General features: G+C 43.8%; 13 protein-coding genes. 9 read left to right on the top strand and 4 right to left on the bottom strand.

Features of this window, described 5'->3' with window-relative positions; all coding sequences use genetic code 11:
• Nucleotides 1–33 precede the first annotated feature (33 nt).
• The 6 genes from ACK8P5_RS23835 to ACK8P5_RS23810 all read left to right on the top strand — a co-directional run bounded on the left by ACK8P5_RS23835 (nt 34) and on the right by ACK8P5_RS23810 (nt 8106).
• Nucleotides 34–1701: an extracellular solute-binding protein gene (locus ACK8P5_RS23835; RefSeq protein WP_422658656.1), complete on the top strand. Its 1668-nt coding sequence runs from the start codon at nt 34–36 to the stop codon at nt 1699–1701.
• A 171-nt stretch (nt 1702–1872) separates the two neighbouring features.
• Nucleotides 1873–3450, top strand: a complete 1578-nt coding sequence (locus tag ACK8P5_RS23830) for a response regulator (protein WP_422658655.1) — start codon at nt 1873–1875, stop codon at nt 3448–3450.
• On the top strand, nt 3447–5276 hold the full coding sequence (locus ACK8P5_RS23825) for a sensor histidine kinase (RefSeq protein WP_422658654.1): 1830 nt from the start codon (nt 3447–3449) through the stop codon (nt 5274–5276). Before ACK8P5_RS23830 ends, ACK8P5_RS23825 begins: the two co-directional genes overlap by 4 nt.
• 298 nt (nt 5277–5574) lie before the next feature.
• Nucleotides 5575–6813 carry an MFS transporter gene (locus tag ACK8P5_RS23820; protein WP_422658653.1) on the top strand — a complete coding sequence of 413 codons (1239 nt, stop codon included), beginning with the start codon at nt 5575–5577 and terminating at the stop codon, nt 6811–6813.
• A gap of 79 nt (nt 6814–6892) precedes the next feature.
• The gene (locus ACK8P5_RS23815) at nt 6893–7387 is read left to right on the top strand and encodes a GNAT family N-acetyltransferase (protein WP_422658652.1); all 495 of its coding nucleotides are present in this window, start codon (nt 6893–6895) and stop codon (nt 7385–7387) included.
• 62 nt (nt 7388–7449) lie between these two features.
• Entirely contained in the window at nt 7450–8106 is a 657-nt protein-coding gene (locus tag ACK8P5_RS23810) for an MOSC domain-containing protein (protein ID WP_422658651.1), read from the top strand.
• A gap of 103 nt (nt 8107–8209) precedes the next feature.
• Here ACK8P5_RS23810 and ACK8P5_RS23805 read toward each other — a convergent pair whose 3' ends face one another.
• Nucleotides 8210–8758: a GNAT family N-acetyltransferase gene (locus ACK8P5_RS23805; RefSeq protein ID WP_422658650.1), complete on the bottom strand. Its 549-nt coding sequence runs from the start codon at nt 8756–8758 to the stop codon at nt 8210–8212.
• Nucleotides 8759–8788: 30 nt separating this feature from the next.
• Nucleotides 8789–9043: a DUF2164 domain-containing protein gene (locus ACK8P5_RS23800; RefSeq protein WP_422658649.1), complete on the bottom strand. Its 255-nt coding sequence runs from the start codon at nt 9041–9043 to the stop codon at nt 8789–8791.
• A 249-nt stretch (nt 9044–9292) separates the two neighbouring features.
• Between ACK8P5_RS23800 and ACK8P5_RS23795 the strand changes: the two genes are divergently transcribed.
• On the top strand, nt 9293–11029 hold the full coding sequence (locus ACK8P5_RS23795; protein WP_422658648.1) for a glutamine--tRNA ligase/YqeY domain fusion protein: 1737 nt from the start codon (nt 9293–9295) through the stop codon (nt 11027–11029).
• Between the two features lie 88 nt (nt 11030–11117).
• Here the strand turns inward: ACK8P5_RS23795 and ACK8P5_RS23790 are convergent, their stop codons facing one another.
• Complete coding sequence (locus tag ACK8P5_RS23790) at nt 11118–12356, bottom strand: MFS transporter (RefSeq protein WP_422658647.1); 1239 nt, start codon at nt 12354–12356, stop codon at nt 11118–11120.
• A gap of 224 nt (nt 12357–12580) precedes the next feature.
• Here ACK8P5_RS23790 and mobA point away from each other — a divergent pair, with 224 nt between their 5' ends.
• Complete coding sequence (gene mobA, locus ACK8P5_RS23785) at nt 12581–13321, top strand: molybdenum cofactor guanylyltransferase (RefSeq protein WP_422658646.1); 741 nt, start codon at nt 12581–12583, stop codon at nt 13319–13321.
• A gap of 112 nt (nt 13322–13433) precedes the next feature.
• Here mobA and moaA read toward each other — a convergent pair whose 3' ends face one another.
• The gene (gene moaA, locus ACK8P5_RS23780; RefSeq protein ID WP_422658645.1) at nt 13434–14447 is read right to left on the bottom strand and encodes a GTP 3',8-cyclase MoaA; all 1014 of its coding nucleotides are present in this window, start codon (nt 14445–14447) and stop codon (nt 13434–13436) included.
• 381 nt (nt 14448–14828) lie between these two features.
• On the opposite strand from moaA, the gene ACK8P5_RS23775 reads away from it, so the two are divergent.
• Nucleotides 14829–15530 carry a TorD/DmsD family molecular chaperone gene (locus tag ACK8P5_RS23775; RefSeq protein WP_422658644.1) on the top strand — a complete coding sequence of 234 codons (702 nt, stop codon included), beginning with the start codon at nt 14829–14831 and terminating at the stop codon, nt 15528–15530.
• Nucleotides 15531–15546: the final 16 nt, after the last annotated feature.

The following is a 15546-nucleotide window of genomic DNA, read 5'->3' as shown; positions in this document are numbered from 1 at the left end:
ATATATATTTTTAGAATGAGAGGGGTTTAGTAAATGAGAAAGACAAGAAAGTCTTTACTGTTGATGGTTTCACTGATCATGGTATTGGCTACTGCTCTTGCCGGATGCGGTAAAGCTGAACCAACACCACCAGCACCAACCAAAGACAAGGAGGAGACAGTAAAAGAGACTCCACCAGCAGATTCTGGAGAAAAATGGGTACTTGGTGAGAAGCCACTTCAATTTACAGCTTATGCTCACTATGAAGGAATAGACTTTCCTAAATGGGAAAGCGTTCCGCTCGGTAAGTACTTGAGTGATGAGAAACAAGTAAAAATTGATGTAATTGCGGCTAATGGAGCTCATAAGCAAAAGTTGAGTGCAATGATTGCATCTGACGATCTACCAGATCTGATCTGGACAGACCGTGATGAGCCAATGATTCTAAGTCTTCAAAAAGAAGGTAAGCTCGTTGCATTTGATCCTTACCTCGATAAATATCCGAACTTGAAAACATGGATGGGCGATCTGGATTTGCTTCGCGCTGAAGATGGAAAGATCTACAGATTCCCTAACTGGTATTCATCCAATCCTTATGGTACTGCAGGTTATGTAGTTAACAAGAAAATTTATGAAGAACTAGGTAAGCCAGCACTTGAAACAACTGAAGATTTATACAACTACTTGAAGATGGTTAAAGACAAGTATGGTGATACAATCGTTCCGTTCGAGCCGCACCGTGCACAAGATAGACAAGGGCTTGGTTTGTTGTATACGGCATTTGGAGAGCAAGTAAGCTATTCAAACTTAAAAGCAAATCTACTTGCTGTTCCTAAAGATGGAAAACTTACATCATTACTTACAGATCCAACATTCCGTGAAGCTCAGAAGTACATCGCTAAGCTCTACAGAGAAAAACTGATTTCTCAAGATGCATTTAGCCAAACAGAAGATATGGTTAAAGAAAAAGTAATGACTGGTCGAGTGGCTGTATTTGCGGGTTCAAGCCCGACAGATATCGCAGCAAAAGCACAGATCGAATTAACGAAAGACGATCCAGATGGCGGTTATTTCATGATTTGGCCAATTCATAAGCCAGGACTAGATAAGAACAAAATTACAGCAGGTACTTACACGAGCTTTGGATGGAACGCTGCACATATTACGACTGCAGCTGAAGATCCAGAGGCAATCTTCGCATTCCTTGACTGGATGACAGGTCCTGAAGGTATGAACGTTCAATTCTTCGGTCCAGAAGGAAAGAACTGGAAAGGTTTCGATGAGAATGGTCAACCAAACTTCACAGAGAACTATGATAGAGAAGAAGTAACAAAAATCTCTGCTGAGAACAGCCCGTGGCAGCTTGTAGGTAATACAAGTTACATTGACCCTGCTAAGTGGAAGTATATGGAGAGCCTTCCTGAAGAAGAACAGCAGTGGGAAGTGCGTTACCAACAAACAGTTACTTGGCCGACACAATTAAACATTACTGAATTTGTTGGCCTTGATGCAGCTCCAAACTCAGATGAAGATATTATTGGTAAATCTGTAGATGAATTGTTCCTAGAGATTTATGCTAAATCGGTTATGGCGAAGAGTGATGAAGAAGTAGATCAAATCCTTGATCAAGGAAACAAAGATCTTATGGATCTGGGTTACCAACAGCTTCTTGATTTCCGTACAGAAAAGTGGCAGGCAAACGTTGCAAAAATGAAAAAGTAATCTTGTAATCGAATAAAGTAGTTAACCATCCCAAGGAGTTCAATTTACTCTTTGGGATGGTTCTTTTTTAAGAACTCTTACCCTTGTATATGTATCCAATAGAGCAATATGTATAGTATGATATGAGTATGCAAATAAGGGCAATTTTTACAATTAGCTAGGGGGATTTCCATGTACAAGGTGCTGCTCGTAGATGATGAAGAGCTTGATTTGGAAGGAATGAAGAGGTTTATTCCTTGGCCTGATCTCGGCATGGAGGTAGTGGATAGTGTTAATAATGCATTATCAGCTTGTAAAATTCTTGAGAGTAAGAATGTTGATATTTTAGTAAGCGATGTTAACATGCCCTATATGTCTGGGCTTGAGCTTGCGCGTATTGCCATAGAACGCAAACCTAATATACGAATTATATTTGTCAGTGGATACCAAGAGTTTAGCTACGTTCAGGAAGCTCTTTCACTAAAAGCATACAGCTATGTGCTGAAGCCAATGAATGATAAGGAGCTTGTATCTTCATTACTGAAGGTGAAACGAGATCTTGATGAAGAGATGAAGCAGCGTGAAGTGGAGCAGGCTTATCATGAAATGATACCCATCGTCAAAAGCGATTTTCTCATACGTTTACTTGAACGTGAAGAAACGGATGAGGCGATGACAAAAATGAGTATATCTCAGGAATTTGATCAGCTGAACTGGCCGATTCGCGTCGTTGTGATGGAGCTTGATAATTTGCCATGGCGACAAGCTGTAGGATTTTCTTCACAGCGAGAGATGTCAGGCATGTTCTTGCAATACATTCACGAGGCGATCTCAGCACAAGGGCCCGTTCCATACTGTAAATTATCCTCGCATCGAGTTGCGATATTAATTGAAGACGCTGTCACCAATGAAATAGTAGAGGCATTAACAACAGCAGTTCAAAGTAAAATGGAATCCTCTTCGATTACAACCGGAATTGGTGAGCCAGTACAATCGTTAGATGAGCTGCAGCTATCTTATAGACAAGCAGTTGAGGCCGTTGAAGGAAAGATGTTTCTTGGTAAGGGAAGTGTAATTCGGTTCGAAGACGTAAGCGGTGAGCCTGGCATGCTTGATGCAAGGATGCTGGATGAACGGATGAATACACTAATTAAGGCCATGGAGGAGTACGAACTCGTCCAAATCTGTGATGAACTGGAGAACTTATTCGGTTCGATTCAAAGTCTGCGTTCCCGATTTACTGTACACAATATGTCTAATTATATCATTTGGAAGTTGGATCAATATTTAACGAGCAGAAACGAAGATTTGTTTGATTTGCTAGGAATGGAGATTCATCATCTGGATATTTTGATGAAATTCGATACAGTGAGTGATATTCGCTCCTGGTTTATATATCGGATATTTGAAATCTCTGAAAGTCTATACGAGAAGAGTAATTCTAAGAATGGTAAATTTATTCGAAGTGTGATCCAAACGATGAAAGAACGGATGAGTGAGAATATTACGATAAAGGATATTGCACAGCATTTTTCCTTTTCGCCTAGTCATATAGGTTTCCTGATTAAAGAGAAGTCAGGGAGTACGTTTAATGAACTTCTTGTCCAGCTCCGTATGGAAAAGGCGTGTGAATTATTAAAGCAGCCAGGTATGAAGATTTATGAAGTAGCCGATCAGGTAGGATACCGGTATCTCCCTTATTTCAGTAGGCAATTTAAAGAGAAGTTTGGTATGACACCTATGGAATATCGAAAGAGAGAGCTCGAATGAATAGACGCTGGATTCCTTTACGCCAAGGAAACAAAAAGAAGTTAGGGTATATACCGATCGGTTACAAGTTAATGCTTACTTTTTTAATATTTATTGTGATACTGGTTTCGGTTAACTTCTATATATCGCATTCCATGTACGATGAAACGATGCGAAAACAAACGCGGGTGAACATCCAAGGGACACTTAAACAGATTAGAGATAACGTAGCCTACAAAGTAGATGATATCGTCCAAACATCAGCTACACTGTATGATGATACTACATTAGCCCAGAGCGTTCGTAGGAATTTGTATGGCCTTGATAATCATAATCGCATGAATGATATAATCAGTCCCAAGTTAGAGAGTGCTGCGAAGGCGGTTGGCCTTAATTTAAGATTATCTGTATATTTTCATAATCAAACATTATTTCAGAGTTACAGAAATTGGAGTAATGGTAGAGGCGAAAATTTCAATGAACAGACCTACGATATCTACTATATGAAGCATATATCCAATAAGTTTTGGTATTTTACACTTCCTGAAGAAGTTTTCAATGTGACAATGGTATGGAGGCAGGTCGAAGAGGATGCGCGAGACGAGCGAATATCCATGATTCGACGGATGCTGGACATGAACAATCCACTTGAAATCAAGGAGATAGGCATCATGCGTTTTAGTGTGCGCTTATCGGAGTTGTTCGATAGTGTGGATTACACGAAGCTCGGTGAAGGAAGTATACTATCGGTACTGGACCCCGTGGGTAATGTAGTGTTCACTTCTGGACAGGATTTAGAAGATCGTGATGAGTCACAGAACAAGGTGAGTAAATATGCTATACCGGCAAAATATGATGAGAAGAAGTATTTAACCCTACAAGAAGATCTGCCACAGAAGAATTGGAAGATCGTTGCCCAAGTACCCTTAAACATTATTGAACAAGAAGCGAAGCGAGTTCGGACGGTGTTCATTATTATCTGTCTGATCTGCGTTCTCCTTTTTGCATACACTGGGTATCTTATCTCGCAATCTTTTTCGAAGCGGATTCTAAAGATTGTAGGCGTACTTAATGCATTCCGTGAAGGAGATTTACATAAGCGGATTACGTATCGTGGCAAAGGGGAGTTCCCTCAGATTGCGACAGCACTGAATGCGATGGGTGAAGATATTGAATCATTAATTAATAAGGTGTATTTGACTCAGCTTCAAAAGAAGGAAGCGGAGCTTGAGATGCTCCAATCACAGATCAATCCACATTTTTTATATAATACATTATCATCGATTAACCAGCTCGCTAAATTTGGAGAGACTGAGAAGCTTCAGGATATGGTCGTACAGCTGGCCCAATTTTATCGTCTCACTCTAAATTCAGGGAAAACGATGATTCCCATTGTAACAGAGATTGAGCAGGCAAATGCTTATCTGGACATCCAGAAGGTGAAGTATGGACAGAGGATGGAAGTCACTTATGATATTGATGCGGATATTTGGCCGTATGAGACGGTAAAACTTATCTTGCAACCTTTTATTGAGAATGTGCTCAAACATGCTTGGAGTGGGGATCGAATTCATATTCGGGTCTCGGTAACTAAGGAAGGCAAGGATATCGTTTACCGAATTATTGATGATGGTCTGGGTATGAAGCAAGAGAGAATCAAGGAGATATTTGATCCTAGAGATGATAGCCATATGGGGTGCGGTATCCGAAATATTGATCAGCGTGTGAAGCTGCATTACGGGAACGAATATGGTGTCTCTATATATAGTAGGGTTGGGATCGGAACGACGGCACAAATTCGTATTCCTGCAAGGGAGAGGAAGCTTACGGGGAGAAGAGAAGTATAGAATAGCCTATTAAGGTGAAGCGTCACTGAATGTGCTTGCCTGCGGCGCTGAATTGAGCAATACTGTATGTCGAGGCCAAAGATAACTTTTTTCATATGCGAACTAGTAGAAACGTTCTTTCGCCATGCTGATAAGGCACAAGGAAAGTCGTTTCTACTTTTTGATATGCATTATTTGAGTATTTTGCAATCATACGATTGAAATGCTGAATATGAGGTTTTATCGTAGAAACGGCTAACGCTCCCGATGGAGTGGGAAACCGTTTCTTCTTAATTTTAGGAGAATACGGGAGAGACAGATGAAATTTTTACAACAGTATCCTAAGGAAGTAAGGGGTTTTCTAGTAGCAAGCCTCGTAAACTCCGCTGGTGGCTCACTGATGTGGCCACTAACAACGATGTATGTGTTTGATGAGCTCGGTCGCAATATGCAAGACGCAGGACTTGTTATCCTTATCCAATCCGTGGGTGGGATCGCCGGACAGCTGCTTGGTGGCGCCATGTATCACCGTATCGGGGTGAAGCGATTAATCGTAGGGTCGCTGATGCTGAATGCACTCGGTTTGTTTTCACTGCCGTTTATCAACGGATATTGGTCGCTTTTGCTACCGATGATGCTATTTATCGGATTTTGCAATGCGGTATCGCTGCCAGCGATACAGGCTTTTGTCGGATTCCGTTTTGCGGATCGGCGCGGAGAGTTGTTTAACGTAATCTACGTAGCTAACAACATCGGTATTGCGATTGGAACAGCCATGAGTGGATTTCTTGCCGAAATATCCTACCATCTGAGTTTTGTGGCAAACGGTATAACCTCACTCGGGTTTGCTATTTTCTTCTTAGTCTATTTAACGCGATTAGATGGATCAGAAGCTGAGAATCCAGAGGAAAAAGGTCACTCGCCACAAGTGAAGACACCTTTACCAGCGGGTCCCGGTGCTTGGGCGCTGCTGCGGAACATTCGGATTTATCTATTCATGGGCTTTGGGTCTCTGTTTATGTGGTTTGGTGTTTCGGTATGGAATAATGGCGTGTCGCCGCATATTATTTCTGAGGGGATGTCTAAGACCGCTTTTAGTTATTTGTGGACGCTCAATGGAATCTTGATCTTTGTGGCTCAGCCACTGACAACAATGATTAAACGCTGGTTCGCCCGTACGGAGACTGCTCAGATGACCATGAGTGCGGTATTCTATATGGCGGCGTATATGATCATCGTGGTGATGAATAACTATCCCGGCTTTGTGTTAGCGATGATTCTTGCCACACTTGGGGAGATGCTGATCTCACCAGCGATACCTGCATATATAGCAGATCGTGCAGGGAATCATGCTCCATTTTACATCGGCGTTGCAGGTGGGATGGGGGCAGCTGGACGTGTTGTAGGGCCCTATGCGATGGGAACACTATACGATGGTGGTGGGCTCACGCCAGTAGCTTGGCTCGCGGTGGGCACGGCTGTGATGTCACTTCTATCATTCCTTGTTCATTCAAAGTTAAGCAAGCGTAACCAGATAAGTGAAAGTATTGCAGCCTAGCATATATGAATTGAACCTTGTGAATTTCACTTGAGTGATATAATGAAGGAAGATTGTTATCGAAATGAGGGATGAGAGCATGAGTATAAGTCAGCAAACCGTAACGATCCGATTCTCCGAGATCAAGGATGCCGCTCAGCTCATGGAGATTGACGATATCGTATGGGACAAGTACACGGCTCCAGAGCCGTTACATTGGAGCTCAAGAGATAATTATCTTCTGCACTGCCCACCCGGCTCACAGCTTGTGGCAGTATGTGAAGATGATATCTGTGGATATGTCGGTTTTCGTACTCCAACAGGACTTGAGAGTAATCACCATGTACTAGAGCTAAATATAGCGATTCATCCTTCTTACCAGCGGAAGGGGCTAGGCAGCCGGCTTATGCAAGCAGCTAAAGATATGGCGAGATTAGAGCATAAGCGCAAGTTGAGGCTGAGAGTACTTTCAAGTAATCCGGGTGCTATTTCTTTTTATAAGACATGCGGATTTCACGAAGAAGGCCGGTTAGAACGGGAATTTTTCATTGATGGGCATTATGTTGATGATATCTTAATGGGTTACTTTATATAATATGGATACCATCTTCATTAGTGTATAGTGTTAATCAAAAGGACATACGGAGGGAATTATTGATGGCAGCAGACATCGTGTCTCTGAATATTGGTAAGCCGATTACAGTCGATTATCTCGGTAAGTCCCTATCAACAGGAATCTATAAACAACCGGTACAGGGACCGCTTTATTTAAGTTCAGTTCAAATTGATGGGGATGGACAAGCTGATCTGGTGTTTCATGGAGGACCAGATAAGGCAGTTTGTGTGTATCCTTTTGAACACTATGCCTACTGGGAGGCAGTCTTGGCGAAGAAGATGGAATACGCTTCGTTCGGTGAGAATCTTACGGTAAGAGGTCTGCTTGAAGATAAAGTATGTATTGGTGATGTGTATCAGATTGGTGAGGCAGTTGTACAAGTGAGTCAGCCGCGCTATCCTTGCTTCAAGCTTTCTCAGAAGCATGGTGTGAAGGACATGCCAGCTCGGGTGCTAGAGACGGGGTATAGCGGGTTCTATTTACGGGTGCTGCAAGAAGGATATCTATCAGCCGATTCACGAATCACACAGCTAGAGTCTCACCCTGATCAGGTGAGTATTCTGAATATTCTACAGCTCCTTACCCATGGACGACAGGAGGCAGCTGCGCTTCGCCGAATGATTGATCTTGAGGTTTTAGCTGAAAGTGTCCGTACGAAATTTCAAGGATGGCTGGATAAGCTGGAATCCTCATGCTGATTGATGAATCCAGTAATTGAATAAGCATACCTAAAGTTCCTTAATAAGGAAAATGGGTATGCTTATTTGTTTTCTATTTATTCGATTTAAAATTGCAAAAGCACTATCTCATTCGTTTCCATTCGCTACGGATCATGCCATACACTGCATGGTTGACGTAACCTTGGGGAAGTTTCTCAGCCTCACGGATAACGCCTTCCAAAACAAACCCTAAACGTTCCGGAATGGCACGGCTGCGGCGATTGGTTGTAGCACAGCGAATTTCTACACGATTCAGCCCCATCCGCATAAGCGCATGGTCCGTGAAAGCCCGACAAGCACTTGTCATGAGTCCTTGTCCTTGGAACTGTTTATCGAGCCAATAACCGATGCCGACAGATCGATTATTCCAATCGATTTCGTGAAATGAAATCGTTCCTGTTAATTCCTCACGTACCCAGATACCTGCGGAGAATCCACCGTTATCAGCAGCCTGCTTCATTGCTCCTTTGATATAGTTGGCGCTATGTTCAACCTCCGTAACGGAATCCACCCAAGGAAGCCACTGGCGAAGACGGTCACGTGACCGATCCGTAAGTTCATAAAGGGCGCGTGCATGTTCGGGTGCAAGCGGGCGCAGTTCTACATGATCATCTAAAGCATATGTAAACATGATCCAACTCCTTTATTCTGATAGATAAGATCAGCGGACAGGTTTTACTTTTTGCTCAAGCGCGTAGATGTCCTCCTCCATGGAGACCATCCGCTGGGTGACGAGATGTCTGCAATCATCCAGAGCTTGATTGTATACATGAGGACTGATATGGGTCATGAAGAACTCAAGCATGTTGTCCGCTGCTAAGTGTCCGAGCGTTTCGCCGCGTTCTACTTCGAAATATTCCTGAATCTGCTCAATGAGAAGCTCGCGCTTCTCTTTCGGAAATTTCACTGGTTTCATCGGATTAACGGACCTCCTTTTCGCTATTTTCTTCCATGCTAAACTAAAAAAAAGACCTCGTCAAAGCCGTTTTTAACGATTGCTAGGGTAGGATATTTCTTTTATGTCTCGTTTTTAAAACAGAGATCACCTACTACATACGGTTGAAGTCTTTAATCCTTGCAGATTCCTTGAACAATCCGGGCGATACAGGTATATTTATAAGAAACTCGTTTATACAGGAAAAGAGAGAATATACAGGACGAAAGGTTGATTAACGTGGAGAACCATCCTGAAACACCCTCCAACTTTATAAAAAATGTCATTACCGAAGACCTGAAATCCGGTAAAGTCAAAGAGATTGTAACTCGCTTTCCACCTGAACCGAATGGATATCTTCATCTCGGTCACGCAAAGGCGATTTGGATCAACTTCACATTAGCAGCTGAGTTCGGCGGCAGAACGAATCTTCGTTTTGACGACACGAATCCGGTTAAAGAAGATGTTGAATATGTAAACTCCATTAAAGAAGATGTGAAGTGGCTCGGCTATGACTGGGATCAGCTTCGCTTCGCTTCCGATTATTTTGAAGAAATGTACAACCGCGCAGTGCTTCTGATCAAGAAGGGAAAGGCATACGTTGACGATCAGTCAGCAGATGAAATTCGTGCAAACCGCGGAACGCTAACAGAGCCCGGACAGAACAGCCCATATCGGGATCGCACTGTTGAAGAGAACCTTGAACTATTTGAGAAAATGCGTGCGGGTGAGTTCGCTAATGGAGAGCGTGTTCTTCGTGCGAAGATCGATATGTCTTCTCCGAACATCAATCTCCGTGATCCGGTTATCTACCGAATTTCTCATGCACACCACCATAATACGGGAGATAAGTGGTGCATTTATCCGATGTATGCTTTTGCTCACCCTATTGAGGATGCGATTGAAGGGATTACTCATTCCCTCTGTTCCCTCGAGTTCGAGGATCAGCGTCCATTCTATGATTGGGTTATCGCAGAGTGTGAAATGCCAGCTACTCCGCATCAGTATGAGTTTGGTCGCTTGAACGTAGCCCAGACGGTAACGAGTAAGCGTAAACTGAAGCAGCTTGTGGATGAGAACTATGTGGATGGCTGGGATGACCCGCGCATGCCGACCATTTCGGGTCTTCGTCGCCTCGGATATACACCGGATGCGATTCGGAATTTTGTCTATGAGACAGGCATATCGAAGGCTTACGGACAAGTGGATCGTCAAGTGATGGAACACTTTATCCGCGAGGATCTTAAGCTGAAGGCTCCGCGTACGATGGCTGTGCTTGATCCGCTCAAAGTGGTCATTACGAACTATCCTGAGGGACAAGTGGAATGGCTGGATGCAGAGAATAATACGGAAAATCCAGAGATGGGTGTTCGTCAGATTCCATTCTCTCGTGAAATATATATTGAACAGGAAGACTTTATGGAGAATCCGCCAAACAAGTATTTCCGCCTGTTCCCTGGTAATGAGGTTCGCTTGAAGCATGCCTACTTCATCAAGTGTAACGAATTTATTAAAGATGAGAACGGCAAAGTCGTTGAAATTCACTGCACCTATGATCCAGAGACAAAGAGTGGAACTGGATTTACAGGACGTAAAGTGAAAGGGACTATTCACTGGGTTGAAGCTACTCAAGCTGTTCCTGCTGAATTCCGCTTGTTCGAGCCTCTTATTAAAGATGAGGAGCCCGATGAAGAATTGGAGCAAGAAGTTGCAGGGGATGTTATTTCAAGCGAAGATGCAGCTGAGGCGCCAGAGAAGACGTTCCTCGACTTCGTGAACCCGAATTCCTTACAGATTGTACATGGCTTCGTAGAACGGAATATGATAGATGCTAAGCCGCAGGATAAATTCCAGTTCTTCCGTCATGGATACTTTAATGTAGACTCTAAATACTCTGAGCCGGGTCGCCCTGTATTTAACCGGGTTGTATCCTTAAAAAGCTCATTCCAGCTGCCGAAGAATTCTTAAGTAGCACGGACTCCCGCTAGAACTAGCAAGGCCCGGAAGCTCCCTTTAGAGGGAAGACTTCCGGGCCTTGTCCTATTTTACAATCTGATTAATGGGTCGAGTATGGTTCTTCCTCATAATCCTCATCCGTTTCCAGATCGGGCGTCAGGATATCTTCTTGCTTGCGAAGCATATACCACATCCATCCGAAACCAATAGCACCAACTAAGGCTAGCATCATACCCGTTCGGTACATGGTTTGAGCGCCAAAGTTCTGGAACATCCAACCCCCAGCAATACCTCCGATGACACCAGAGATGCCGCTCCAGGATAAGGTGTAGATGGCCTGTCCAGACGCGCGGTACTGCGTGGGTACAAACAGCATAGTCAACTGAGTTCCAACATAGAAGTAACCGCCAAAGGTAATGCAGTGCAGAACCTGAATAAGAGCAACCTCCATCGGTGTTGAAGCTTCAGCCATAAGCAACCAGCGGAGAGAGAAGAGAAGGCTTACCACTGTCAGACATCCAATTAACACATTGATCTTACGTTTCAAGTACCGGTCACAGAGCAGGAAGACGGCTACTTCAAATATTGAAGCGAAGAAAATAGCCAGTCCCACCATCTGTTTAGTACCCCCGAGATCAAGGATATATAGGGACATGAACGTGTTATTCATCGTATTAGGAATCGAGACAACAATACCAAGCAGGATGAACCAGATGAAATAAGGATTCAGGAACAGCTTGCTAAACCCGCGTAAATTTACGGTAGCCGAGCCCGTTGTCTTCTGAATATTCGGAAGAGACAACATGAAGACGGCTGCAATGACCAGCATAATAGAGAAAACAATGGAGATCCGTCCGGATCCTAATCGGTCAATCACAGGTCCTGCAGCAACGGCTGTTAGTGCCCAGCCAATGGAACCCCATAACCGGAATGAGCCGAATTTCTGACTTGTACCTTCGATATATCCTAGAATAAGGGTGTTCGTCTGTGAGAACATGGGTGTTTGAAAGAAATAGAATAGAATCATTGTTGAATAGATCATCGCATACGTATTCGCCTGAAAAACAAACTGTACAAGAAGTAGCGTTCCCGTCATCATAATAAGAATAACGCGCTTGATGTTCTCTGCACGATCACTCCAATACCCCCAGAAGGGGTTAGCGAACACGGAGACAAACGGGGCAATAGCCATCAGGCTACCAATCTCTACTTTGCTCATTCCGATATCTTGCAGGTATAGTTGAAAGAACCCGGTGAATATGACCATGGTTCCATATATGAAAAAGTTATATAGTTTTAGTGACTTTAATGATGGTTGATCATTGTTCATATTCCGCAAATAGGTCATTCCTTTCAAACCGAATGCAATACAGAAAAATGGCCTGAGAGCCGAATATCTTCTCTCAATGTATCACGCATTGAAAAGGGATACAAACCATCTTCTATGATATTATCCATTTAATGTTAATGTAATACAAGTGTAATATATGTACTCTTGATGGAATAGTAGTCGATTCTCATAGCAACATTTGAACCATAAAGAGCAGGGTTGGGAGGATGAAAATGGGTAGTTTTCAGATGGATTTTCATGTAACGGAAGTAGCGATAGATTTGACAGGCATCGTCCTCTCTGGTGGATCTTCGAGGCGTATGGGGAGGGATAAGGCGATGCTTCCCGTTGGCAGTGTTACTTCCATTGAACGCACGGCACTGTCTCTTAGAGCGGTATGCAGGGAAGTGCTTATCTCCATCAGCAACCCGAAGTCTTATGAATTCCTAGGATTAAGAACAGTAAGGGATATTTATATCGGCAAGGGGCCAATGGCTGGGCTGCATGCTTGTCTAAATAGATCTGAAACAGCTTGGAATATGGTTGTGGCATGTGATATGCCATTTGTGAGTGCAGAGACGATGCAGGCGCTTATTCAAATTGCGGCAGGTGATATGACCAGAGAAACCGAAGTGGAAAAGACAAGGGCGGACTTGCCCCATGATCTTAGGGATGAGGCAGTTGGACGCACTGAGCTCGACGCGGTAATACCTGTAGTTGGAGGTAAAGCACAGCCTCTCTTTGCCCTTTATCACCGGGATGTTCAGACTAGCCTTGCGAACTGTTTAAGCCGAAATGAACTGCGTATGATGGATTGGCTTGCTCAATTACATGTATTGTATGTTCCAGTGGGAGACTTGTCCCAGCGAGTAGGGAGGGAAACTACACGGGATTTATTTAACATGAATGAGCCTGAAGACTATGTTACAGCATGTAAGTGGGTGGAGGATTCTACTTCGGGTGACATTTCTTGATTCGTAGAGACCGAGTGAAACGTGCTGAACGGTAGGGAATGAAATAAGCAGCTTCGGATTTCCCGAAAGCTGCTTTGTTTACATGTCCTGGGCATGGATTGGAAATCGCTCCTTAGCCACCAATCTGCGACATACGTCGATGAGTGGGCGTGTGACTTTGGGCTTTTTTCTCGAGTGCTAGAGCCATCTCGTGGTTTTGCGGTTTATTTCCTAAGGCTTTACGGAATAATGCAGCTGTGGCTTCCGGATCATGAGCAACCCGGCGAACGTTGAACTCATCAGACCAATAGAGACAAGCCTTAATATGTCCATCTGCGGTGAGGCGAAGTCTATTGCAGGAGTCACAGAAGTGATCACTTACCGGATGGATAAGCCCGAAAGTGCCTGCCGCGCCTTCAACTCTCATATTGCGAGAGGGTCCATTACCCGCGGGACCTTGATCCTCTTGAATAGACCAACCCGCTTCGCGACAAACATCGGTTACATGGCTTAGAGGAATGTATGTTTTTCGCCATTCATCAGAAGCCTGTCCAATGGGCATATATTCAATAAAGCGGACATGAAGAGGACGCTCAAGGGTCATTGCAATAAACGCTCGAATTTCATCCTCATTAAAACCTTTCATTAAAACCATATTGAGCTTGATCGGATCGAGTCCAGCCTCATATGCAGCTTCGATGCCTTCAAGCACCTTCCGCACATCGCCACCTCGGGTAATTGAGGCATAGCGCTCTTCCTGTAATGAATCAAGGCTAATGTTGATCCGAGTAAGTCCTGCTTCTTTTAAAAGACGGGCCTTAGAAGGTAATAGAAGCCCGTTGGTTGTAAGCGAAATATCCTGAATTCCTTCAATCGCGGAGATCATAGCGACAAGAGACTCTAAATCTTTGCGAACGAGCGGTTCGCCACCCGTGAGCCGTACCTTGGACACGCCCATTGGCGCAAGGACTTTAAGTACAGCTGCAATCTCTTCATAGCTCATGATTTCGTCATGCGGCTGAAATACCATTCCTTCTTCAGGCATGCAGTACACACAGCGAAGATTACAACGGTCGGTTACCGATATTCGGATATAATCATGGATCCTTCCAAAGGAGTCCGTCAGTGGTTCAACATTTGGTTTCATCTATCGGAATCCCCTCTCCAGCTAGCATGGTCACATTGTAGCGATTGCCGAAGCGGGAGTCAATGGAGTGGACATGATAAAAGATTAAATTTTAACTTTAAAATTCGCATATAAATGCGATCCATGTGAACTCTATCACAGAAAACGTTTTCAGGTGTCTTTATACTGTAGTTACAGGAACATGAATTTCCCCTAGGAAATATGCCCTGAGTTAACAGTTAAGCCATCCTGATCGGGATGGCCGCTGTTTTCAGGATAATTTCCATAATTTTCAGAAACTTCCGGGAATCATTTTTCATTAAATCACCCATAGTTCAGTCATTTGCGATATACTGTGAAGGATATCACATCCAACAAGAGGTCACCATTAGGAGGTTCGATATGGCGATATCGTCTGTTCAAACATTGGAGGTACCTGACGTCTGTCACAGGTGGCTGGAAAATCGCGGGACGATTTATCAGCTGCTCACTGAATTTCTAGGCCACAAGCCTACACTATCTTTAGTTGCACATTGGAGTCGCAGTCATGGCATTAGTAAAGCTGCTGAGTTAACTCGTGGAGGCCGTGAACTTATGCATTATTTAAGTGGCCGCTCACCAGAGGAACTCGTGAAGATTTGCGAAAGGGAAGGTGCCGAATACCGTAGATTGCTGCAGCATTCGAAACAGCGTCCACTAGCGGAATCGCGTTATTCTCCTTACTCATGTACGGCACAGGATCTATCTGATTTCTATGCATCGGCGGGGGTCGCTTTTAAGAAAGTGAGCGGCGAACCTGACGATCACCTTGCAATTGAGCTTGAATTTATAACGGTACTGCATGATCGTATGCTGAATAGTTTGTACTCCGAAGATAGCATGATCGAGCTCATGGATATCCAGATTCGATTCTTGGAAGAACATTTACTCACCTGGATCCCTGCACTATGTAGAGAACTAAACGCTTCAACGATGAGTCCGATCTATTTATCGGTATCACGATTGCTTGCAGAGTTCCTTGAGTACGATGTGGCGATGCTTCGGACTTGGAGACAGTCTTGTCTGACGGTTAAAGAGCCGGTTCGTGAACCTGTACTCGCATAGAGACAATGATTGATAC

Origin of the sequence: Paenibacillus sp. EC2-1 (genome assembly GCF_049311625.1) — a bacterium.
GTDB lineage: Bacteria > Bacillota > Bacilli > Paenibacillales > Paenibacillaceae > Paenibacillus_AQ.
The sequence above is the reverse complement of the archived record's forward strand: the minus strand, read 5'-3'. Positions and strand labels throughout refer to the sequence as shown.